We start from the raw sequence: 18,776 nt of genomic DNA, 5'->3' as shown, positions 1-18,776 counted from the left end.
CTTTTGTAATGGGTCTCAGGGACGCTTCCAACGGGCCGAGAGGGCCTTGGCCACGGCCGGAGGCACAAACCCGGACACGTCGCCGCCCAGGCGCGCAACTTCACGCACCAGGCTGGATGAAATGAAACTGTGTTGCTCGGCCGGCGTCAGGAATAAGGTCTCGACGTCGGGGATCAGGTGCCGGTTCATGCTGGCGAGCTGGAATTCGTACTCGAAGTCCGAAACCGCGCGCAGGCCTCGCAAAAGCACGCCAGCGCCGACTTCGTGGACGAAGTGGGCCAGCAGCGAGTTGAAGCCGACGACCTCGATGTTGGTGAATTGGGCCAAGGCCAGGCGCGCCAGTTCGACCCGTTCGGCAAGCGGCAGCGCCGGCCCTTTGCCTGGGCTTTCGGCGACACCCACGATGACCCTGTCGAACAGGGACGAGGCACGTGCGACCAGGTCTATGTGGCCGTTGGTGATCGGATCGAAGGTGCCGGGGTACAGCGCGACACGGGTTCGGGCCAGGCTCATTCCGGGGGTTTGCCCTGCGGATTGGAATCGTCTTCAAGTGTAGCAGCGGATGCTCCGCCCCGGCCGCCCGAGGCCTGGAACAGTGCGAAGCGCACGTCGCGGGTCTGGCCTTCCCGATGCAGGCGCCAGCCGTCGGGCGTGGCTGGCTGCGTCCTGACCGGGCTTTCGAGGTAAATCCAGGCCCCCGGTGCCAGCCAGGGCCCGAGCCGGGCCAAGGCGGGTTCCCAGAGATCGGCGTCGAAAGGCGGGTCCAGGAGAACCAGGTCGAAGGCTTCGGTTGCCGGGCGCTGCAGCCAGGCCAGTGCGTCCGCGACCTCCACCTGCACCTGCGCGACCTTCAGGCGCCCGGCGTTGGCGCGCAGGGCCTCGGCCAGGGCCGGGTCGCGCTCGACCATCAGCACCCGCGCTGCCCCGCGCGAGACCGCCTCGAAGCCCAGGGCCCCGGTGCCGGCGAACAGGTCCAACGCCCGCGCCCCCGGCGTGGCGGTCTGCAGCCAGTTGAACAGGGTCTCGCGGACGCGGTCGCTGCTGGGCCGCAGGCCGGACCGATCGGGCACGGCCAGCTTCGAGCCGCGCAGGTGGCCGGCGATGATGCGGACGGATCCGGGCGAGCGCTGGTTCATCAGGGAGTCCGGGGGCCGGGTGGTAACATCCGTCCATTGTCCGCGAAAGCAGCGCGATGTTCGATTTCCTGAAGAAAAAACCCGAGAAACCCGAGCCGGCCAAGCCTGCCGAGGCGCCCGCGCGCTCCGGCTTCAGCCCCGACGACCTGGCACGCGCATTCACCGTGCATCAGGAAGAGAAGGCCGCCCGGCTTGAGCTTGAGCGCGCCGAAGGCCGTGAAGCGATGCGCGGCACCCTGGGCGGCACGCTGTTCGCGCGCAGCCTGGGCGGCCTGTTCTCGCGCAACCCGAAGCTGGACGAAGACCTGCTCGACGAAATCGAGACCGCGCTGATCACCGCCGACGTCGGCGTCACCGCCACCCGCGAGATCGTCGAGCGCATGCGCAAGCGCATGAAGGCCCGCGACTTCGCCGACGCCCAGGCGCTGCTGACCGCGCTGCGCAACGACCTGCTGGCGATGCTCAAGCCGGTGGCCAAGCCGCTTGAGATTGATCCGGTCGCCAAACCCTTCGTGATCCTGACCATCGGCGTCAACGGCGTCGGCAAGACCACCACCATCGGCAAGCTGGCGCGCCGCTTCCAGCTCGATGGCCACAGCCTGATGCTGGCCGCGGGCGACACCTTCCGCGCCGCCGCCGTCGAACAGCTCAAGATCTGGGGCGAGCGCAACAACGTCACCGTGGTCGCCCAGGGCCAGAATGCCGACGCCGCCTCGGTCGCCTTCGACGGCATGCAGGCCGCCAAGGCGCGCGGCGTGGACATACTGATTGCCGATACCGCGGGCCGCCTGCATACCCAGCAAGGCCTGATGGCGGAGCTGGGCAAGATCCGCCGCGTCATCGCCAAGGTGGACGAACGCGCGCCGCATGAAGTGCTGCTGGTGATCGACGGCACCACCGGCCAGAACGCGCTCAACCAGCTGCGCCAGTTCCACGCCGCGGTCACCGTGACCGGCCTGGTGGTAACCAAGCTCGACGGCACCGCCAAGGGTGGCGTCGTGTTCGCGCTGGCGCGCGAGTTCGGCATTCCTATCCGTTTCATCGGCCTGGGCGAGAAGCCCGAGGACCTGCGCGTGTTCGATCCCGAGGGCTTCGTGGACGCGTTGCTGCCCGGCACGCTCGGGGCCTGAGTGGCGGACGCCAGGCGCAAGCGTCGCTGGCCTTGGATCCTGGCGGTATCCGTCATTGTGGTCAGCGTGGCGGCGCTATGGGTTGATCGTCAGCTGGAGCCGACCCGGCTCACCGCTACCGTACTGGCACGCGCCGGCGAGGCCTTGGGTCTTGAATTCAGCATTGACGGCACACCCGAGTACGCCCTGCGGCCCGAGCCGCGGCTGGTGCTTCCTGGCCTGAAGGTCCGCCAGCCCGGCGCCGAAGCGCCCTGGCTGCTGCGCGCGGAGCGGGCCGAAGTGTCGCTGCCCTGGGACACGCTTACCGGCGGCGATTCGCTGGTGATAACGCGTCTGGCGCTGGCGCGACCGGAGCTTGATTTGGCGGCCTTTTCGGCCTGGCAGGCAACCCGGCCGCCATCCGGACCGTTCGAACTTCCCACCTTTACCAATGGCCTGGAAATCAAGGACGGCCGCGTGTTCGCGCCGGACTGGGCGCTGGAATCGATCGCGCTGTCCTTGCCGACCCTGGCGCCCGGCTCGCCGGCCGCCGCCGACCTGTCCGGGCGCTTCGTGCAGGCCGCAATCGAAGTGAGCTTCGAGGGCGCGCTGGACGCGGAGCGCGCCGGGCTCGATACCCCGCTGGAACTCAACGCCAACGGTCGCCTGCGCACCGAAAGTCTGGACGCACCCTGGTCGCTGGCTTTGGCGGGCAGGCTCGATGCACGCACCGACACGACGACGCTCGACATCAGCACGCTGGATTGGCGCTCTGAATCGCCCCTGCCCGACCTCAGCGCCAGCGGCAAAGTCAGCTCAGGGGAAGCGCTTGCACTGCAGCTGCAAGGCGAACTGCCGCGCTGGCCCAGCGGCTGGCCGACGCTGCCCGAGCCGATGGCCTCGGCCACCTCGCCGCTCGCGTTCGAGCTGGTCTATGACGGTCCAACTGATCTGGTCGCACCGCTGGAACTGCAGCTGCGCCGCGACGACACCCTGCTCGACACCCAGCTGGTGCTCCCCGAAGTGCTGGCTTGGCTCGACGCGGACAGCGCAAACCCGCTGCCGCCGCTCACCGGCGTGCTGTCGACGCCGCGCCTGGTGATCGGCGGCGCCACCCTCGAGGGCCTGCGCATCACCCTGGACGACGCCCCCGCCCCCCCTGTGGGAGGGACTTCAGTCCCGATAGCCGAGAGCATCGGGACTGAAGTCCCTCCCACAGGGGGTGACGGCGATGAGTGAGTTCGCGCACCGCCTGCTGCACTGGTTCGATCGCGACGGCCGCCACGACCTGCCCTGGCAGCACCCGCGCACGCCCTACCGCGTCTGGCTGTCGGAAATCATGCTGCAGCAGACCCAGGTGCAAACGGTGATCCCGTACTACCTGCGCTTCCTGGACCAGTTGCCCACCCTGCCCGACCTCGCCGCCGCCGACGGCGACCGCGTGCTGGCGCTGTGGGCGGGCCTGGGCTACTACGCCCGCGCCCGCAACCTGCACAAGGCCGCACGCGTCTGCGTGGATCAGCACGGCGGCGACCTGCCGCGCGACTTCGAGGCGATGGCCGCCCTGCCCGGCATCGGCCGCAGCACCGCCGGCGCGATCCTGGCCCAGGCCCACGGCGACCGCCACCCCATCCTGGACGGCAACGTGAAGCGCACGCTGGCGCGCTTCCACGGCATCGCCGGCTGGCCCGGCAGCGGCCCGGTGGAAAAGAAGATGTGGGCGCTGGCGGAAACCCATCTGCCCGACGCGCGCCTGGCCGACTACACCCAGGCGATCATGGATTTCGGCGCCACCCTGTGCACCCGCCACGACCCGGCCTGCATGCTGTGCCCACTGCAGGACGACTGCGTGGCGCGGCGCGAGGGTCGCGTTGACCAACTGCCCGAAGCCAAGCCCGGCAAGCCCCTGCCCGAACGCCGCACCCTGATGCTGCTGCTGCGCGACGCGCGCGGTCAGGTACTGCTGGCGCGTCGCCCTGAGACCGGCGTCTGGTCGGGCATGTGGTCGCTACCGGAGGCCGGCAGCCATGACGAGGCGCGCGATTTCCTGCGCCCGCACGCGCTGGACCTCGACGACGCCGAAGCCCTGCCCCGGATCGAACACACTTTCAGCCACTACCGCCTGCACATCGAACCGATGAGCTGGCGCGTGGCCGACCCGTCGCCCGAGATCGGCGACAATGCCGGCCTGCGCTGGCAGCCCGTCGACCGCCTGTCCGAGGTCGGCCTGCCCGCCCCCGTCAAGAAACTACTGGGAAGCCTGACGCCATGACACGTACCGTTTTCTGCGAAAAACTCCAGCGCGACAGCGAGGGCCTTGGCTTCGCACCCTGGCCCGGCGCGCTGGGCAAGCGCGTGTTCGAACACATCGGCCGCGAGGCCTGGCAGCAGTGGCTGGTGCACCAGACCATGCTGATCAACGAAAACCGCCTCTCACCCATGGACCCCAAGCACCGGGCCTTCCTGGAAGTGGAAATGGAGAAGTTCCTGTTCGACGGCGGCGCCGACAAGCCGGCCGGCTACGTCGCGCCCGAGGCCTGACCCGCCCGCCCGCCGGTCCGCCCGGCACGAGCTTGGGCACCGGCCCCGACCGCACGGCTTGCCTCGCCCGCCCGGCTTCCGATAGAATCTCGCGCTCGCTCCGGCCCCGCCGGACGTGCGTGAAAGCCAGCACCCTGGCCGAGTAGCTCAGTTGGTAGAGCAGGGGATTGAAAATCCCCGTGTCGGCGGTTCAATTCCGTCCTCGGCCACCATATTTGACGTTCGTCTCATGTCGAGAAATCAAGGGCCGCGAGCAATCTCGGCCCTTTTTCTTGGCTGGCGTTAGCGCACCCTCTTCTGTTCCATATCCTTCCCATATCCCCGCACAGAGGACCCCACGCGGCCCCTGAACGCGCTTCGGCACGCATTAGCCCTCACCAGACGGGAACGATCCCGAGGACCGCTTAAAAGGGGTTCTGAGACACAAAGTCCCCGCCGGGACTGGTTCACGACAAGAAAGGCATCCAGCAACGGGGGGGGCAAACCCGAGTGCCTGCCCTCTTCTAGGGCCGCCCTCAGGGAAGAAAGCCTAAGGAATGTTCGCGTTGCTATGCCCTTCTACCTGGGGTCATGATCGGGCGGGCGCACATGCCGGACTCTCGGGTCTCAGCGGGCGCGATCAGGGGAGCGCAGAATGACTGAAATGGCACACGCGAAATTCAACTTGGTATATGACGGTCCTGCGCTGCGAGAGCATCGCATGGAAGTCCGTGACCTTGCGCCCGCGCTCCTGGCTATGGGCGAACTGGTGGAACGTGCCAACGAAATTTTGAACGGCAACCAAGCGAAGGTTTGCGTCAATGTACACGCCTCTTTCAAACAGGGCTCGTTCGGAATCGATCTCGATTTGGCGCAGACCCTATGGCAGCGGGTTCTGGATATTGCCAACAGCGAGTCAGTGACAAACATCAAGCAGGTGGTAGAGCTGCTTGGACTGGTCACCGGCACGTACTATCTCGGCCACAAGAGCACCCAAGGGCTAATTCAGGTAGTCCGCTGGCTCCGTGGCCGCAGCATCCAAAAGATCGAGCCTATCGGCGATGGCAACGTTCGACTTTGGGTGAGCGACGAGCACCTGGATATCGAAGAGAAGGTGCTTCGGTTGCTTGAGGACTATCGTATACGCCGCGAACTTGAGAACCTCATCGCTAGACCCCTTGCCCGAGAGGGCATCGAGTCCTTTGCAACTGTGGACAAGGAAGCGAAGATCGTGTTCGCACATGTGGACGGCCGGGAATCCCACTATTTCTTCGCCCCGCCCGTCCGAGAGGAAACTCTTCAAGAAGATACTTACACCGCCAACCTCCAAGTCCTGAATCTCGCCTTTAAGGGCGACAATAAATGGCGCTTCACGGAGGGAGGGTCAGCGTTCTATGCCAATGTATTAGACAATGATTTCTTAACACGCGTTGCAACTAATCAGGAACAGTTTGCAAAAGACGATTTACTGCGAGCCAAGGTGCGAAGAACGCAACGCATGACTACGAGTGGACTCGTCTCTGAGTACGAAATCATTCAAGTTTTGGAGCACCGAAGCGCATCGCCAAAAGTGCAGCTAAACCTAGACCTTCCCAACACGCCACCGAAAGACGGGCGCGACTAGCAGCCAACCACTTTCTAGCAACAGGACGACCATGGACGAGCAGGAACTAATTGCAGCTGGTCGCGGCAAGTGGTCAAAAGCTGGAGTGCCCCACAAGGGCTGGCAATGCGTTGAGATCGAAGACTTAGGCGCACCCGATCAAACCTGTGAAATGTGCGAGGCGCGCGCCATCCGCTACGTGCATTACATGGCGCACCCGAAGTTTAATGAGGTGCTCGCCGTTGGTTGCGTTTGTGCCGGACACATGGAAGGTGATCTACCCGCCGCCAGAATCCGCGAAGCATCCATGCTCAGTCGTGCCGGCAAGCGAAAGCGGTGGACGACGAGAAAATGGAAGGTCTCTCAAAAGGGGAATCCGACCATTACGGCTGATGGATTTCGGGTCACCATCTACAAGAAGGGGATTGGCTTCGGCGCGACGGTTGCTCCAGTTCAAGGCGAAGACGTTTATCACCTGCGGCGCGTCCATCGCACGGCCAACATGGCGAAACTTGCAGGCTTTGATTTCGTTACTCGTCTTCTCCAAAGCGACTAAGCCATGCGCCTCGCATACATCGATGAAAACAAGTTCAGCCCCGACGCCCCCCAGTTTTGAGTAGCAATACGCATTGAAATGCAGTCAGGGGTGGCTGGCGATACTTGAATTGAGGGCAATTCCCGCACGTGGGTATTGATACAAGGCTTACGGTCGACTTCAACACCCCATGTCTGCGGTTCAATTCGGTCCTTGGCCACCATACAAAAAAAGCGCTTGCCAGAAATAGCAGACTCTTTTGGTATGAGTCTCTGCCTGACGCCACTCGCGCGCCGTAATGCGAAATTTTCTCGCCAAAACTCGCACCAGTCTCAACCCATAAGAGGACGCCTACCCACTATCGCGCCTTCGGTTACCGGGAGTTGGCGATGTCGGGTTGCAGCGAAGAAGTCTTGCGTGATCGTCTGGCCGGCGGGCTGCTTGGCCTGCTGGTGGGCGATGCCCTTGGCGTTCCCTACGAGTTCCACCCGCCGGGTGCGCTGCCGCCGGGCGACAAGATCGAGTTCACGCCGCCGGCCGGCTTCCAGCGCTCGCACGTCGGGGTGCCGCCCGGTACCTGGAGCGATGACGGGGCCCAAGCGCTGGTTTTGCTCGACAGCCTGCTGGCCAACGATGGACTCGATTTGCGGCACTTTGGCGAAGGTATCCGGCGCTGGCTGCAGGAGGGCCGCTATGCGGTCGGCGGCATGGTGTTCGATATCGGCAGCCAGACCAGTTCGGCCATCAACAATCTGGTGAAGGGGGTGCCGGCCGAGCGGTCCGGGCCTTCGGAGGAAAGTCGCAATGGCAACGGCAGCCTGATGCGCGTGCTTCCCTTGGTGCTTTGGCATCGAGGCGATGAAGCGGAGTTGATCCAGCTTGCGTCGCGCCAGTCGCTGCCCACCCATGGGCACGCGCGCTCGCGGGTGGCCTGCGCCGTCTACTGCCTGTGGGCGCGGGCCATGATCAACGACGTCGCCGAGCCATGGGCGCTGGCCGTGCATCAACTTCGAACGCTGTCGCCACCCGACCTGTTTTCCGCGCAGGAGCTCGAGCTGGTGCTTGATCCCGCGAACGCCAACGCAGCCAAGGGCAGTGGCTATGTCGTCGACTGCCTCTGGTCGGCCAAACAGGCCGTCGAGGAAACCACGAGCTACGAAGCCTGCGTGAAGCGCGCGATCGCGTTCGGCCACGACACCGACACCACGGCAGCGGTCGCAGGCGGTATCGCCGGGTTGCGTTACGGTCTGTCGGGGATCCCGGAGCGCTGGCGCGATGCGCTGCGCGGCGAGAATCTTTACCGCCCGCTGCTGGAGCAGCTGCTCGCGCATCGCCTATCGCTCTAGGCGGCGCTTGCGGCCTCGACGCAAGGCGGGCTACTCGCGATGGTCGGCAACGACCGGCGGTTCACTCTTCGCCTCGACCGGCGCAGCGGCGTCTTCGACCACCGCATCATCGCCCCGCTCGGGCAGCATCGAATCGAGCACCTCATCGCGCCGCACGAAGCCGTGGTAAAGCCCGGCACCGGCGTGCATCAACACCATCGCGAACAATGCGTAGGCCAGCAAGGCGTGGGCATTGCGCAGCAGGCCATAGGTCGCAAGGTCCGGCGCCAGCAGCGCCGGCAACACCCAGCCGCCGGGCAACACCACCGGCGTTCCGGCGGCGCCCTGCATCGCCCAGCCCACCAGCGGCAGCGCGAACAGCAGCGCATACAGTCCAAGGTGCGCGCCGCGTGCGGCCAGCGCCTGCATTTTCGGCAGGTCGTCGGGCAACGGCGGCGGCGGATGGCGCAGGCGATTGATCAGCCGCCACGCGGCCAGCGCCAGCACCAGCAGGCCGCCAATTTTGTGCCAGCGCACCGCGTCGTTCTGCCAGAGCGCCACGCTGTCCACCATCGTGGCGCCCACGAACACCATGCCGATGATCAGCACCGCCATCAGCCAGTGCAGCCAGCGCGCGGTGGCGCCGTAGCGCGAGGAAGAACTCATGGTGTGGCCTCCTGGCGATGTTCGCTGGCACGACGACGCAGCGACTCCGCGTAGGCGGCCGAGCGGGCGACAAGGATGGGGTCGTCGGAGGCTTCGATGCCCGTCGGCAGCACCAGCGGGTCGAAGTTGATGCCGTCGCAAGCACCGCCCTGCTGGGCGCTGGCTTCAGTAATTTCGACTACGCCGCCAATGATGCGCTGGCGATCCTCGGGCCAGGCCCGGGTGGCGTCGTCGGTGGCGTCGTCGGGCGCGGCCAGGGTGAATTCCATCGCCCAACGCACCGGCGCCTGCGCTACGCGCGCGCTGAACTCCTGCTGCAAGTGGTCGGCCTCATGCGGGCCTTCGGTCAGCGGCTGCGCGTCCGCCTCGGGCACCATGGCCCAGCGCACGGGCTGGCGCTTGCCGTCGGCATCCACCAGTACGAAAGCATTGATCGAGTGATAGCGGGTGGAGGCAAAGCTGCCCGTCGCCACGTAGGTCGACTGCCAGGCGCGAAGCTCGGCGCTTTCGGGATGCGCGGCGAAAAAGGCGCCCAGGCGCGCCGGGTCAGGCTTGCCGGTGGCGGGGTCCGGCGACAGGGCCTCGAGCATGCCCAGGAACTTCTCGGGCGTACCCACCGGCAGCACCGGCGGCGTGTTCATGGCGGTGCGCCACTGCTGGCCGTTCGGCAGCTCGAACTGTAGGGCAAGGCTGCGTACGCCGGCCGCCACATCCGGTGCGGTCGGGTTACCGCCACCAATGGACAGACGGCCCACGACCGGCACGCTGCCCGGTTCAAACAGACCGGCGTTCGAATAGGCCGACAGCGCGCCGTCCGATGTGAAGGTGCCAGCCACGCACAGCCCCTTGGCATGCGCACGCCGGAAACCCGGGTGGATGCCGCCACGCTCCTGGGTTTCTACAAATGCCTTGGGCGACAAGCCGCGGGAGCCGACCCAGCCGGCGCTCCAGGCCAGGGCGCCGGCGGCACCGAGCAGGGCCAGCGCGATGGCGGACAGCCGCAGGGCTTTCGCGCCTGATGTCAGGGGTGGCTTGGAATTCATGGCTATTCCGGCGCTTGGCGGTGCGGCGCACCTGAAACCAGCGGGCGCAGACTAACTGGGCAAGTGTAAAATCCACGTCTCGGCCAACGCGGGCACCCCGCCGCGCCGCCTGCCCGCCTCCTCCCGGACTCCAAGATGCCCAAGCCGACTCGCCCACGCCCCGGGCCTAGCGCCACTATTCCTGCGGAAAAGCTCGGCGAACCCCACGCCCAGCTCCGCGACAGCGCCGGCAAGCTGCTGGGCGGGATTGTCCGCAAGGACGGCGAATGGGTGCTGGGCCTGGATGGGAAGATCGCCGGAACCTCGGACAGCGCCGCCCAAGTGCTGGCCATTCTCAAGCGCGCGGCGGCCCTGCTGCGGGCCGAGGGCAAACAGGTTGACCTGGTCTTCTCGGCGCCGCTGCGTGAAGCCGCGCACGCCGAGGCCGCGGCCGAGGGCCTTGATTTCGACGCGTTCCAGGCGCGGCTGGCGCAGGAAATGAACGCCGCCAAAAAACCCGGCTGAACCGATTCACGACCTATCCATCCTTCCGGGCGCTACCCTAAGCCTCCCGGTTGCGTGGAGCCCCCCATGAAAACCCTGCCCGCCCTCGCCCTGCTGATGGCGCTTTCCGCCCCCGCCGCGGCCGAACCCGCGCAGCCGCTGCAGGCCGTGCCCGAGCTTGATCTGCAGCGCTATTCCGGCACCTGGTATGAAATAGCGCGGCTGCCGATGTACTTCGAGCGCCGCTGCGTCAGCGACGTCACCGCGACCTACGTGCCGCTCGAAAGCGGTCGGGTGGAGGTGCGAAACGCTTGCCTGCGCGACGATGGCGTGCGCATGCAGTCCAAGGGCATGGCCCGCCTGTCCGGCACCGAACCGGCCAAGCTCGAAGTGCGCTTCGCACCGTCGTGGCTGTCCTTCCTGCCGATGGTCTGGTCTGACTACTGGGTGATCGCACTCGATGAGGACTACCAATGGGCACTGGTGGGTGAACCGGACCGGAAGTACCTGTGGATACTGTCCCGTGACTCCGAACTCGACGCGGCCACCTTCGACATGCTCAAAGCCAAGGCCCGCGAACTGGGCTATTCGCTTGACGAGCTCATCGTGGTGGTTCCGCCCCGCGCCGACTGACCGGCCAACGTACGGGCTGGTATCCTCGACCGGTTCCCCACGCTTCCGGTGACCTTGATGCGAAACGTGAAATTCCTGGCTTTGCTGCTGCTGGCCGCCCTGCTGACGGCCTGTGCCGGCGGCGGTCCGCCCAAGCGTATCTTCCCGCCCCAGGCCAGCCTGCAGGAGCTGCGCGTGCAGCCCGACGGGCGTTGGTCCGCCAGCATCCGGATCCAGAACTTCAGCACGGTGCCGATGCGCTTCTCGCGCCTGGACGCCAGTCTGATGATCGCCGGCGGCGAAGCGGCCCGCTTCAGCCTCGATCCCGGCTTCAGCGTCGGTCCGGGCTCGAATGAACTGCTGACCCATGTCTTCCAGCCTTCCGATGCCGCCCGCGCCGCGGTTGATGCAGCCATCGCCAAGCGGGAAACCGTTCGCTACGTGCTCTCGGGCCGCATCGCCACCAGCGAACCAGAAACCGACAACCCCTTCGACTACCAGAGCCGCCTGAGCCCGATCCCGGGTCTCGATGGCGTACTGCGCTGAACACACAGGAACCGAACCAATGAATCGCTATACCGCTCCCGTGCGCGACATGAAGTTCGCGCTTTACGATGTCATCGGTGCCGACAAGCTTTACGCCCAGCTTGGCATTGAACACGCCCAGCGCGACCTGCTTGATGCCGTCATGGACGAGGCCGCCAAGTTCACCCAGACCGTACTGGCGCCGCTGAACAGCGTCGGCGACGAACACGGCTGCGTGCACGACAAGGCCACCGGCGCGGTCACCACGCCGCCGGGCTTCAAGGAGGCCTACGCGCAGTTCGTCGACGGCGGCTGGGCCGGCATCACCGCGCCCGAGGCCATGGGCGGCCAGGATTTGCCGGAAAGCTTCGGCGCTGCACTGAAAGAAATGATCGACGCCGCGAATCTGAGCTGGGGCAATTACCCCCTGCTCTCGCATGGCGCCACCGAAGCGCTCAAGCACCACGGTGAGGACTGGCAGAAGGAAGTCTTCCTCAAGAAGATCATCGCCGGCGAATGGACCGGCACCATGTGCCTGACCGAACCGCACTGTGGCTCCGACCTCGGCCTGCTCAAGACCAAGGCCGAACCGCAGTCCGACGGCAGCTACAAGGTCAGCGGCACCAAGATCTTCATCACCGGCGGCGAGCACGACTTCACCGACAACATCATCCACCTGGTGCTGGCGCGCCTGCCGGATGCGCCCGCGGGCGTGAAGGGCATCTCGCTGTTCATCGTGCCCAAGGTCAAGGTGGCCCGCGACGGCAGCGTCGGCGAGCGCAACGCGGTCTGGTGCGGCTCGATCGAACACAAGATGGGCATCCACGGTTCGGTCACGTGCGTGATGAACTTCGACGGCGCCGAGGGTTACCTGATCGGGCAGCCGAACAAGGGCCTCAATGCAATGTTCACCATGATGAACACGGCGCGCCTGGCCGTCGGCCTGCAGGGCCTGGCCCTGATTGATCGTGCGTTCCAGAACGCGCTGGACTACTCGCGTGACCGCCTGCAGGGCCGTTCGCTGTCGGGCGCGAAATTCCCGGACAAGCCGGCCGATCCGCTGATCGTACATCCCGACATCCGCCGCATGCTGCTTACCTGCAAGTCGCTGGCCGAAGGCGGTCGCATGCTGGCCCTGCACGCGGCCACGCTGGTGGACGTGCTCGAGCGCTCGAACGACGAGAACGAGCGCAAGGAAGCCGACGTGCTGCTGGGCTTCCTGACGCCGATCGTGAAAGGCCTGCTGACCGAGTGGGGCAACGAGTGCACCTACCACGCGCTGCAGTGCTTCGGCGGCCATGGCTATGTGCGCGAGTGGGGCATGGAACAGCTGGCGCGCGACGCCCGCATCACCACCATCTACGAAGGCACCACCGGCATCCAGGCGCTGGACCTGCTGGGTCGCAAGACCATGCAGCTCCAGGGCGCCGGCCTGCAGCAGTTCCTCAAAATGATCCAGGCCTTCTGCACCGAGCACGCCACCGACACCTCGATGACCGAGTTCGTGCTGCCGCTGGCCGAGATCGCCAAGCAGTGGGGCGAGCTGACGATGGAAGTCGGCAAGAAGGCGATGGCCAATACCGAAGAAGTCGGTGCGGCCTCGGTCGACTACCTGTTCTATTCGGGCTACGTCGCGCTGGCGTTCTGGTGGGCAAAGGCCGTCGCCGCCGCCGAGAGCGGTGCGCACCACTCCGCTGACTTCAAGACCATGAAGCGGGAAACCGCGCGCTTCTACTTCGCCCGCATCCTGCCGCGCACGCAGTCGCATGCGGCGGCCATGCGCAGCGGCAGCGCCAATCTGCTGGGGCTCGATGCCGCGCTGTTCGACAGCTAAGCAGGCGTTCGGCTGGCGACGTGCGATCGCCGGCGGGAACGTTCTGGTCATGTGAGGGAACTTTGAACGGCGGCGAATTTATTTCGCCGCCGTTCTATTTTTCGCGTTTACACTCGGCCCATGCCCCGATCGTCCCTGCCATCTCCCGATGAAATGAGCCCGCGCCAGCGCCGCGCGTGGATCCTTTTCGCCCTGCTGATGTTGCTGCTTATCCTGCTGTTCGACTGGAACTGGTACAAGCGGCCGGTACAGCTGGCGGTGGAGTCCGCGACGGGCCGCAGCTTCCGCATCGAAGGCGATCTCGACGTGAACCTGGCGCTGTTCCGGCCGACGGTCGTCGCGAACGGCGTAGTACTCGGCAACACCGAGTGGTCGGAACAAGACGAGATGCTGCGGGTTGAACGCGCCGAAATCCAATGGGCGTTCTGGCACCTTTTCACCGGCCGCGTGTACCTGCCGCAGGTGCGACTGACGGGTGCGGCGCTCCATCTCGAACGCGATCAGGATCGGCGGGCGAACTGGCGTTTCAGCGATGAGCCCAAGGACGATTCGATTCCGGCCTACTCGCCCGATATCGGCCAACTGTGGTTAACCGACAGCCGCCTTCGGCTGGTGGAGAAACCCTTCCGCACCGACCTGGCGGTCGAGCTGAGCAGCGGCCGCCCGGCGGACGGGGAATACTTCCCGCCGCTTCTGCTGAGCGGCACGGGAACACTTCGCGACAATGACTTCCAACTCCAGGGCCGCATCGATTCCCCGACGCAGCTGGCAGAGTCCGACGAGCCCTTCCGCATCGACTTGGAAGCCCGCGCCGGCGCCACGCGGGCGCGCGCCACCGGTTCGCTGGTCACCCCACTGCAGTTGGAAGACTTCGATCTGGGTTTCGAAATCAGCGGGGATGACATGGCACAGCTCTATCCCTTGCTGGGTCTCGCCATTCCCACCACGTCCGCCTACCAACTTGAAGGACGCCTGGCCCGCGTGGCCGAGGTCTGGAGCTACCGCGACATGCAGGGCGTGATGGGTGATTCCGACCTCGCCGGCGAGGTGATTATTGACGCCACCGGCGAACGAACCCTGCTGCGCGCCGACCTGCAGTCCGAACGCCTGGACTTCGATGACCTTGCCGGCTTCGTGGGTGGCCAGCCGCGCGTCGGCGAGGGCGCGCAGCCGGTGCAGGCGACGCCCGGGGCGCGCCTGTTCCCGGACAAGGCCTATGAAGTGGACAAGCTGCGAGCGATGGATGCCGACGTCAGGCTGCGCGCGCGTCGGGTAACGTCGCCCGCACTTCCGCTCGAATCCATGGATGGCCACCTGCTGCTTGAAGACGGCCTGCTGCGGCTGGACCCGCTTTCGATGGGCATCGGCGGGGGCCAGGTGGACGCCGTGATCGAGCTCGATGCACGGCAATCCCCGTTGGCGGCCAACGTCCAATTGACCGCTCGCCGACTGGAGCTTCCCAAGCTAGTTCCAGATTCGGCGCCGGAGAGTACCGGTCGCATCGGCGCGCAGATCGCGCTGCGCGGGCGCGGTGACTCCGTGGCCGACTTCATGGCGTCTGCCAACGGCGACCTCGACCTGGCAATGGGTCCTGGTCGGATTAGCAACCTGACGCTCGAGTTGGCGGGGCTGGATTTCGCCGAAGCGCTGCGCTTCATGCTTGGCAAAGACCAAGTGGTGCCGGTGCGATGCGGCTTCGCCGATTTCACGGTCGCGGAAGGCACCATGACGCTCGATAACTTCGCCTTCGATACCACCGACACCCTGCTGCTTGCCGAAGGCAGCGTGGACCTGGGCGAAGAATCCCTAGACCTGGTGCTTAGGCCGCGGCCCAAGGACGCCAGCCCGTTCACGTTGCGCTCGCCGCTGCGGGTGGGCGGCACCTTCAAGTCGCCGACTATCCGGCCGCAGGGCGGGCCCCTGCTGCTGCGCACCGCTGCGGCCGCCGCGCTTTACGCGCTGGCGCCACCCGCTGCCCTGCTGGCCCTGGTCGAAACGGGACCGGGCGAGAACGCCGACTGTCTGGCTCGCACCGTGCCGGAGTCCTGAAACGACGAAACCCGCCAATCGGCGGGTTTCCTCTTTCGCCTTGCCCCGGGGTATGGGCCAGGCTGACACGATTGGTCGGGACGGTGAGATTCGAACTCACGACCCCTAGCACCCCATGCTAGTGCGCTACCAGGCTGCGCTACGCCCCGATCGTTTGTGTTTCCCAAGCCGAAGCCGGGCTGGCGATTATACGGAATTTATTGCTCAGCGGCGCAGGAGCTGGAGGACTTCTTCAAGCTCCATGCGTACCTGCTTGACGATCTGGGCCGACATGCTGGTCTCGACCCGGCCGACTTCGCCTTCCAGGCGCTGGCGGGCGCCGGAGATGGTGTAGCCCTGTTCGTACAGCAGGCCGCGGATCTGGCGGATCATCAGCACGTCGTGGCGCTGGTAATACCGGCGATTACCGCGGCGCTTCACCGGCTTGAGGCTGGTGAACTCAGTTTCCCAGTAGCGCAGCACGTGCGGCTTGACGTCGCACAGCTCGCTGACCTCACCAATGGTGAAGTAGCGCTTGGCCGGGATCGGCGGAAGCTCTCGGTTACTGCCCGGATCCAGCATAAGCCTCCACACGCTCCTTCAACTTCTGTCCGGGACGGAAGGTGACGACGGTGCGGGCGGAAATGGGAATCTCCTCGCCGGTCTTGGGGTTGCGGCCGGGCCGCTGGTTCTTCTGACGAAGGTCGAAGTTACCGAAGCCCGACAGCTTGACCTGCTGCCCACGCTCCAGCGCTTCCCTCAACGCATCGAAGAAGGAGTCGACGAATTCCTTGGCCTCGCGTTTGTTCAAGCCAACCTGCTCGAACAGCCGCTCTGCCATCTCGGCCTTTGTCAGTGCCATAACATCCCCTGTACCCCGCCGTTGCCGGCGGCCATCATGACCTCAGCCGCGCACCGCAGTCCTTGGCCAACGCCTCGAGGGCGGTGGCGACGGCCTGATCGGCGTCGCGGTCAGTTAGGGTGCGTGAAACGTCCTGCAAAATCAAGCCCATAGCCAGACTCTTTGAGCCGCTCTCTAGGCCGGGACCGACGTAGCGATCGAACAGCCGGACCTCGCGCAGCAGGCCGCCAAGCGCGCTTCGCAGGCTGGCGTCGAGCGCCGCCCAGGGGGTCGCCTCCGGCACGACCAGCGCGATGTCCCGGCGGACGGACGGGAACCTGGACAGCTCGCCGGCCCGCGGCACGGCCCGGCTGGCCACGGCGGCCAGATCGAGCTCGAAGCCCAGCACCTCACCGTCCAGGTCCAGCGCCTTCACCAGGCCCGGATGCAGGTGCCCGACCCAACCGATCTCGATCCCGTCGCGCCAGACCGAGGCGCTGCGGCCGGGATGCCCGTGCGGGCGGTCGTCGGGCCGGAACTCGGCGCGGGCGCCGGCCAGGGCCAGCAAGCCTTCCACCTGGGCCTTGAGATCGTAGAAGTCGACGTCCCGCTCGGCCGAAGACCACTGTTCGGCCTCGGCCGGCCCGCAGGCCACCGCGGCGATGCGCGGGGTTTCCTGCGGCGCCGCTTCGGCCTGGTGGAAAACGCGCCCCAGTTCGAACAGGCGCACGCGACCCTGCTGGCGGGCCCGGTTGCGCGCCAATGCCGAGACCAGGCCCGGCAGCAGCGAGGTGCGCATCACGCCCAGCTCGGCGGTCAGCGGATTGGCCAGCGCGACGGCGCCGGCCTGCAGCTGCCAGGTGGCCAGCGTGTCGGCGTCAATGAAGGCGTAGTTGATCGCTTCCAGATAATCCTGGGCCACCAGCTGGCGTCGCAGTACGCCGTCGGCGACGCGGGCCTCACTGGGCGACACCAGGCGCACCTCGCCGGTGGGCGTGGTGGTGGGGATGGCGTCATAGCCGTGGATCCGGGCGATTTCCTCGATCAGGTCCTCTTCGATCGCGATGTCGAAGCGGCGGGTCGGCGGCAGCACGGTCCAGCCCTCGGCCGCGGCGGCGACCTGCATGCCCAGCGCGCGAAGGATGCGCTCGACCTCGGCGTCAGGCACCGACATGCCCAGCACGCGCACCAGGCGCGCGCGACGCAGCACCACCGGCGACGGCTGCGGCAGGTGCTCGGGCAGCGTGGCTTCGGTGATGGCGCCGGCGCGGCCGCCCATGATCTGAAGCACCAGGGCGGTAGCGCGCTCCAGCGCATAGCGCGGCAGCTGCGGATCCACGCCGCGCTCGAAGCGATGCGAAGCATCCGTGTGCAGGCCGATACGGCGCGCGCGACCGATGATGGCGGCCGGCGCGAAGTGCGCGCTTTCGAGGAAAACGCGCGTGGTGGCGTCAGTGACGCGGCTGTCCCAGCCACCCATCACGCCGGCCAGCGCCACGGCGCGATCGGCATCGGTGATGACCAGGAAACCGTCGTCGAGCCCGACCTCGCGCTCGTCGAGCAGCTTCAGCGTTTCGCCACCGCGGGCGCGACGCACGCCGACCGGACCGCTCAGCCGGTCGGCATCGAAGGCGTGCATCGGCTGACCCAGCTCGAGCATCACGTAGTTGCTGATGTCCACCAGCGGACTGATCGGCCGCAGGCCGGCGCGCCGAAGCCGCTCGGCCAGCCACAGCGGCGTACGCGCGGCCGGGTCCAGGCCTTCGACCACGCGACCGCAGTAGCGCGGGCAGTCAGCGCCGGCATTGAGCTCGACCGGCAGCGTGGCGTCGGCGTCGAGCCTGGCCTCGGGGATTTCCAGCGCGTTCACCTGCGCGCCCAGCGCGGCTGCTACGTCGAAGGCCACGCCACGGACGCTGAAGCAATCGGCGCGATTGGGCGTGAGCTTGAGTTCGAAGCAGGCGTCGGGCAGACCCAGGTATTCAGCGATGCCCTGCCCCACCGGCGCATCTGCCGGCAGTTCGAGCAGGCCGGAGGCATCCGCATCCACGCCCAGTTCCTTGGCCGAGCAGAGCATGCCCTGCGAGTCGACGCCGCGCAGCTTGGCCGCCTTGATCGCGATGCCACCGGGCAGCGTGGCGCCGACCGTCGCCAGCGGGGCCTTCAGGCCCGGACGCGCATTGGGCGCGCCGCAGACAATCTGCACCGTGCCGGCGCCGGTGGCGACCTGGCAAACCTGCAGGCGATCGGCTTCCGGATGTTTCTCGCAAGAAATGATCTCGGCGACGACGACGCCGTCCAGGCCTTCACCCAGCACCTGCGCGTCTTCGACCTCGAGGCCGATGGCGGTCAGGCGCGCGGACAGTTCGTCGCGCGTGGCGGCGACGGTGACGTGCTCCCTGAGCCAGCTTTCCGGAAATTTCATGATTCAACATCCATCTAGTTTTTTGTAGGAGGGCCTTCAGGCCCGAAGCTTTTCGGCGAAGGGCTTCGGGCCTGAAGGCCCTCCTACACAG

At 66.3% G+C, this 18,776-nt stretch carries 19 protein-coding genes and 2 tRNA genes; 13 read left to right on the top strand and 8 right to left on the bottom strand.

Annotated features, from left to right (window positions below):
• Positions 1-15 precede the first annotated feature (15 nt).
• Complete coding sequence (gene coaD, locus ACYVGY_RS02645; protein ID WP_460455927.1) at positions 16-513, bottom strand: pantetheine-phosphate adenylyltransferase; 498 nt, start codon at positions 511-513, stop codon at positions 16-18.
• A complete protein-coding gene (rsmD, locus tag ACYVGY_RS02640) occupies positions 510-1,136 on the bottom strand; it encodes a 16S rRNA (guanine(966)-N(2))-methyltransferase RsmD (RefSeq protein WP_460455926.1) in 627 nt (208 codons plus the stop codon). The genes coaD and rsmD overlap by 4 nt, the downstream gene beginning before the upstream one ends.
• 56 nt (positions 1,137-1,192) lie before the next feature.
• Here rsmD and ftsY point away from each other — a divergent pair, with 56 nt between their 5' ends.
• From ftsY to ACYVGY_RS02600, 8 genes are all read left to right on the top strand, one after another.
• Positions 1,193-2,266 (top strand): signal recognition particle-docking protein FtsY, encoded by a 1,074-nt coding sequence (gene ftsY / locus ACYVGY_RS02635; RefSeq protein WP_460455925.1) that lies wholly within the window; start codon positions 1,193-1,195, stop codon positions 2,264-2,266.
• Positions 2,267-3,484 (top strand): AsmA family protein, encoded by a 1,218-nt coding sequence (locus ACYVGY_RS02630; RefSeq protein ID WP_460455924.1) that lies wholly within the window; start codon positions 2,267-2,269, stop codon positions 3,482-3,484. It begins immediately after the preceding gene.
• Positions 3,477-4,517 (top strand): A/G-specific adenine glycosylase, encoded by a 1,041-nt coding sequence (gene mutY, locus ACYVGY_RS02625; RefSeq protein WP_460455923.1) that lies wholly within the window; start codon positions 3,477-3,479, stop codon positions 4,515-4,517. The genes ACYVGY_RS02630 and mutY overlap by 8 nt, the downstream gene beginning before the upstream one ends.
• A complete protein-coding gene (locus ACYVGY_RS02620) occupies positions 4,514-4,786 on the top strand; it encodes an oxidative damage protection protein (protein ID WP_460455922.1) in 273 nt (90 codons plus the stop codon). Before mutY ends, ACYVGY_RS02620 begins: the two co-directional genes overlap by 4 nt.
• Positions 4,787-4,922: 136 nt before the next feature.
• Positions 4,923-4,998, top strand: a tRNA-Phe gene (locus ACYVGY_RS02615).
• Positions 4,999-5,420: 422 nt separating this feature from the next.
• Complete coding sequence (locus tag ACYVGY_RS02610; RefSeq protein WP_460455921.1) at positions 5,421-6,389, top strand: hypothetical protein; 969 nt, start codon at positions 5,421-5,423, stop codon at positions 6,387-6,389.
• Between the two features lie 31 nt (positions 6,390-6,420).
• The gene (locus ACYVGY_RS02605) at positions 6,421-6,924 is read left to right on the top strand and encodes a hypothetical protein (RefSeq protein ID WP_460455920.1); all 504 of its coding nucleotides are present in this window, start codon (positions 6,421-6,423) and stop codon (positions 6,922-6,924) included.
• Between the two features lie 368 nt (positions 6,925-7,292).
• Positions 7,293-8,249: an ADP-ribosylglycohydrolase family protein gene (locus tag ACYVGY_RS02600; protein WP_460455919.1), complete on the top strand. Its 957-nt coding sequence runs from the start codon at positions 7,293-7,295 to the stop codon at positions 8,247-8,249.
• Between the two features lie 30 nt (positions 8,250-8,279).
• Here the strand turns inward: ACYVGY_RS02600 and ACYVGY_RS02595 are convergent, their stop codons facing one another.
• Both ACYVGY_RS02595 and ACYVGY_RS02590 read right to left on the bottom strand, forming a co-directional pair.
• Positions 8,280-8,894: a cytochrome b gene (locus ACYVGY_RS02595; RefSeq protein WP_460455918.1), complete on the bottom strand. Its 615-nt coding sequence runs from the start codon at positions 8,892-8,894 to the stop codon at positions 8,280-8,282.
• Positions 8,891-9,937, bottom strand: a complete 1,047-nt coding sequence (locus ACYVGY_RS02590) for a catalase family peroxidase (protein ID WP_460455917.1) — start codon at positions 9,935-9,937, stop codon at positions 8,891-8,893. The genes ACYVGY_RS02595 and ACYVGY_RS02590 overlap by 4 nt, the downstream gene beginning before the upstream one ends.
• Positions 9,938-10,072: 135 nt before the next feature.
• Here ACYVGY_RS02590 and ACYVGY_RS02585 point away from each other — a divergent pair, with 135 nt between their 5' ends.
• The 5 genes from ACYVGY_RS02585 (at position 10,073) to ACYVGY_RS02565 (ending at position 15,440) form a co-directional block, all read left to right on the top strand.
• Entirely contained in the window at positions 10,073-10,441 is a 369-nt protein-coding gene (locus tag ACYVGY_RS02585) for a hypothetical protein (protein ID WP_460455916.1), read from the top strand.
• A gap of 66 nt (positions 10,442-10,507) precedes the next feature.
• Positions 10,508-11,053, top strand: a complete 546-nt coding sequence (locus ACYVGY_RS02580) for a lipocalin family protein (RefSeq protein ID WP_460455915.1) — start codon at positions 10,508-10,510, stop codon at positions 11,051-11,053.
• Between the two features lie 57 nt (positions 11,054-11,110).
• Positions 11,111-11,578: a hypothetical protein gene (locus tag ACYVGY_RS02575; RefSeq protein WP_460455914.1), complete on the top strand. Its 468-nt coding sequence runs from the start codon at positions 11,111-11,113 to the stop codon at positions 11,576-11,578.
• A gap of 19 nt (positions 11,579-11,597) precedes the next feature.
• Positions 11,598-13,391: an acyl-CoA dehydrogenase C-terminal domain-containing protein gene (locus ACYVGY_RS02570; protein WP_460455913.1), complete on the top strand. Its 1,794-nt coding sequence runs from the start codon at positions 11,598-11,600 to the stop codon at positions 13,389-13,391.
• 120 nt (positions 13,392-13,511) lie between these two features.
• Positions 13,512-15,440 carry an AsmA family protein gene (locus ACYVGY_RS02565; RefSeq protein WP_460455912.1) on the top strand — a complete coding sequence of 643 codons (1,929 nt, stop codon included), beginning with the start codon at positions 13,512-13,514 and terminating at the stop codon, positions 15,438-15,440.
• 72 nt (positions 15,441-15,512) lie between these two features.
• On the opposite strand, the gene ACYVGY_RS02560 is transcribed toward ACYVGY_RS02565, so the two are convergent.
• The 4 genes from ACYVGY_RS02560 to pheT all read right to left on the bottom strand — a co-directional run bounded on the left by ACYVGY_RS02560 (position 15,513) and on the right by pheT (position 18,685).
• Positions 15,513-15,589 (bottom strand) — tRNA-Pro (locus tag ACYVGY_RS02560).
• 55 nt (positions 15,590-15,644) lie between these two features.
• Positions 15,645-16,001, bottom strand: a complete 357-nt coding sequence (locus tag ACYVGY_RS02555; protein ID WP_290884961.1) for a MerR family transcriptional regulator — start codon at positions 15,999-16,001, stop codon at positions 15,645-15,647.
• Positions 15,982-16,281, bottom strand: a complete 300-nt coding sequence (locus tag ACYVGY_RS02550) for an integration host factor subunit alpha (protein ID WP_034210352.1) — start codon at positions 16,279-16,281, stop codon at positions 15,982-15,984. The genes ACYVGY_RS02555 and ACYVGY_RS02550 overlap by 20 nt, the downstream gene beginning before the upstream one ends.
• A gap of 34 nt (positions 16,282-16,315) precedes the next feature.
• Positions 16,316-18,685 carry a phenylalanine--tRNA ligase subunit beta gene (pheT, locus tag ACYVGY_RS02545; RefSeq protein WP_460455911.1) on the bottom strand — a complete coding sequence of 790 codons (2,370 nt, stop codon included), beginning with the start codon at positions 18,683-18,685 and terminating at the stop codon, positions 16,316-16,318.
• Positions 18,686-18,776: the final 91 nt, after the last annotated feature.

The organism is Arenimonas alkanexedens (genome assembly GCF_054781355.1).
This window is presented reverse-complemented; position numbering and strand designations above follow the sequence as displayed.

Excerpts from the sequence above, each read along its gene's own strand:
- coaD (WP_460455927.1), bottom strand. The coding sequence starts at position 513 with ATGAGCCTGGCCCGAACCCGTGTCGCGCTGTACCCCGGCACCTTCGAT.
- rsmD (WP_460455926.1), bottom strand. The coding sequence starts at position 1,136 with ATGAACCAGCGCTCGCCCGGATCCGTCCGCATCATCGCCGGCCACCTG.
- ftsY (WP_460455925.1), top strand. The coding sequence starts at position 1,193 with ATGTTCGATTTCCTGAAGAAAAAACCCGAGAAACCCGAGCCGGCCAAG.
- mutY (WP_460455923.1), top strand. The coding sequence starts at position 3,477 with ATGAGTGAGTTCGCGCACCGCCTGCTGCACTGGTTCGATCGCGACGGC.
- ACYVGY_RS02620 (WP_460455922.1), top strand. The coding sequence starts at position 4,514 with ATGACACGTACCGTTTTCTGCGAAAAACTCCAGCGCGACAGCGAGGGC.
- ACYVGY_RS02610 (WP_460455921.1), top strand. The coding sequence starts at position 5,421 with ATGACTGAAATGGCACACGCGAAATTCAACTTGGTATATGACGGTCCT.
- ACYVGY_RS02605 (WP_460455920.1), top strand. The coding sequence starts at position 6,421 with ATGGACGAGCAGGAACTAATTGCAGCTGGTCGCGGCAAGTGGTCAAAA.
- ACYVGY_RS02600 (WP_460455919.1), top strand. The coding sequence starts at position 7,293 with ATGTCGGGTTGCAGCGAAGAAGTCTTGCGTGATCGTCTGGCCGGCGGG.
- ACYVGY_RS02595 (WP_460455918.1), bottom strand. The coding sequence starts at position 8,894 with ATGAGTTCTTCCTCGCGCTACGGCGCCACCGCGCGCTGGCTGCACTGG.
- ACYVGY_RS02590 (WP_460455917.1), bottom strand. The coding sequence starts at position 9,937 with ATGAATTCCAAGCCACCCCTGACATCAGGCGCGAAAGCCCTGCGGCTG.
- ACYVGY_RS02585 (WP_460455916.1), top strand. The coding sequence starts at position 10,073 with ATGCCCAAGCCGACTCGCCCACGCCCCGGGCCTAGCGCCACTATTCCT.
- ACYVGY_RS02580 (WP_460455915.1), top strand. The coding sequence starts at position 10,508 with ATGAAAACCCTGCCCGCCCTCGCCCTGCTGATGGCGCTTTCCGCCCCC.
- ACYVGY_RS02575 (WP_460455914.1), top strand. The coding sequence starts at position 11,111 with ATGCGAAACGTGAAATTCCTGGCTTTGCTGCTGCTGGCCGCCCTGCTG.
- ACYVGY_RS02570 (WP_460455913.1), top strand. The coding sequence starts at position 11,598 with ATGAATCGCTATACCGCTCCCGTGCGCGACATGAAGTTCGCGCTTTAC.
- ACYVGY_RS02565 (WP_460455912.1), top strand. The coding sequence starts at position 13,512 with ATGCCCCGATCGTCCCTGCCATCTCCCGATGAAATGAGCCCGCGCCAG.
- ACYVGY_RS02555 (WP_290884961.1), bottom strand. The coding sequence starts at position 16,001 with ATGCTGGATCCGGGCAGTAACCGAGAGCTTCCGCCGATCCCGGCCAAG.
- ACYVGY_RS02550 (WP_034210352.1), bottom strand. The coding sequence starts at position 16,281 with ATGGCACTGACAAAGGCCGAGATGGCAGAGCGGCTGTTCGAGCAGGTT.
- pheT (WP_460455911.1), bottom strand. The coding sequence starts at position 18,685 with ATGAAATTTCCGGAAAGCTGGCTCAGGGAGCACGTCACCGTCGCCGCC.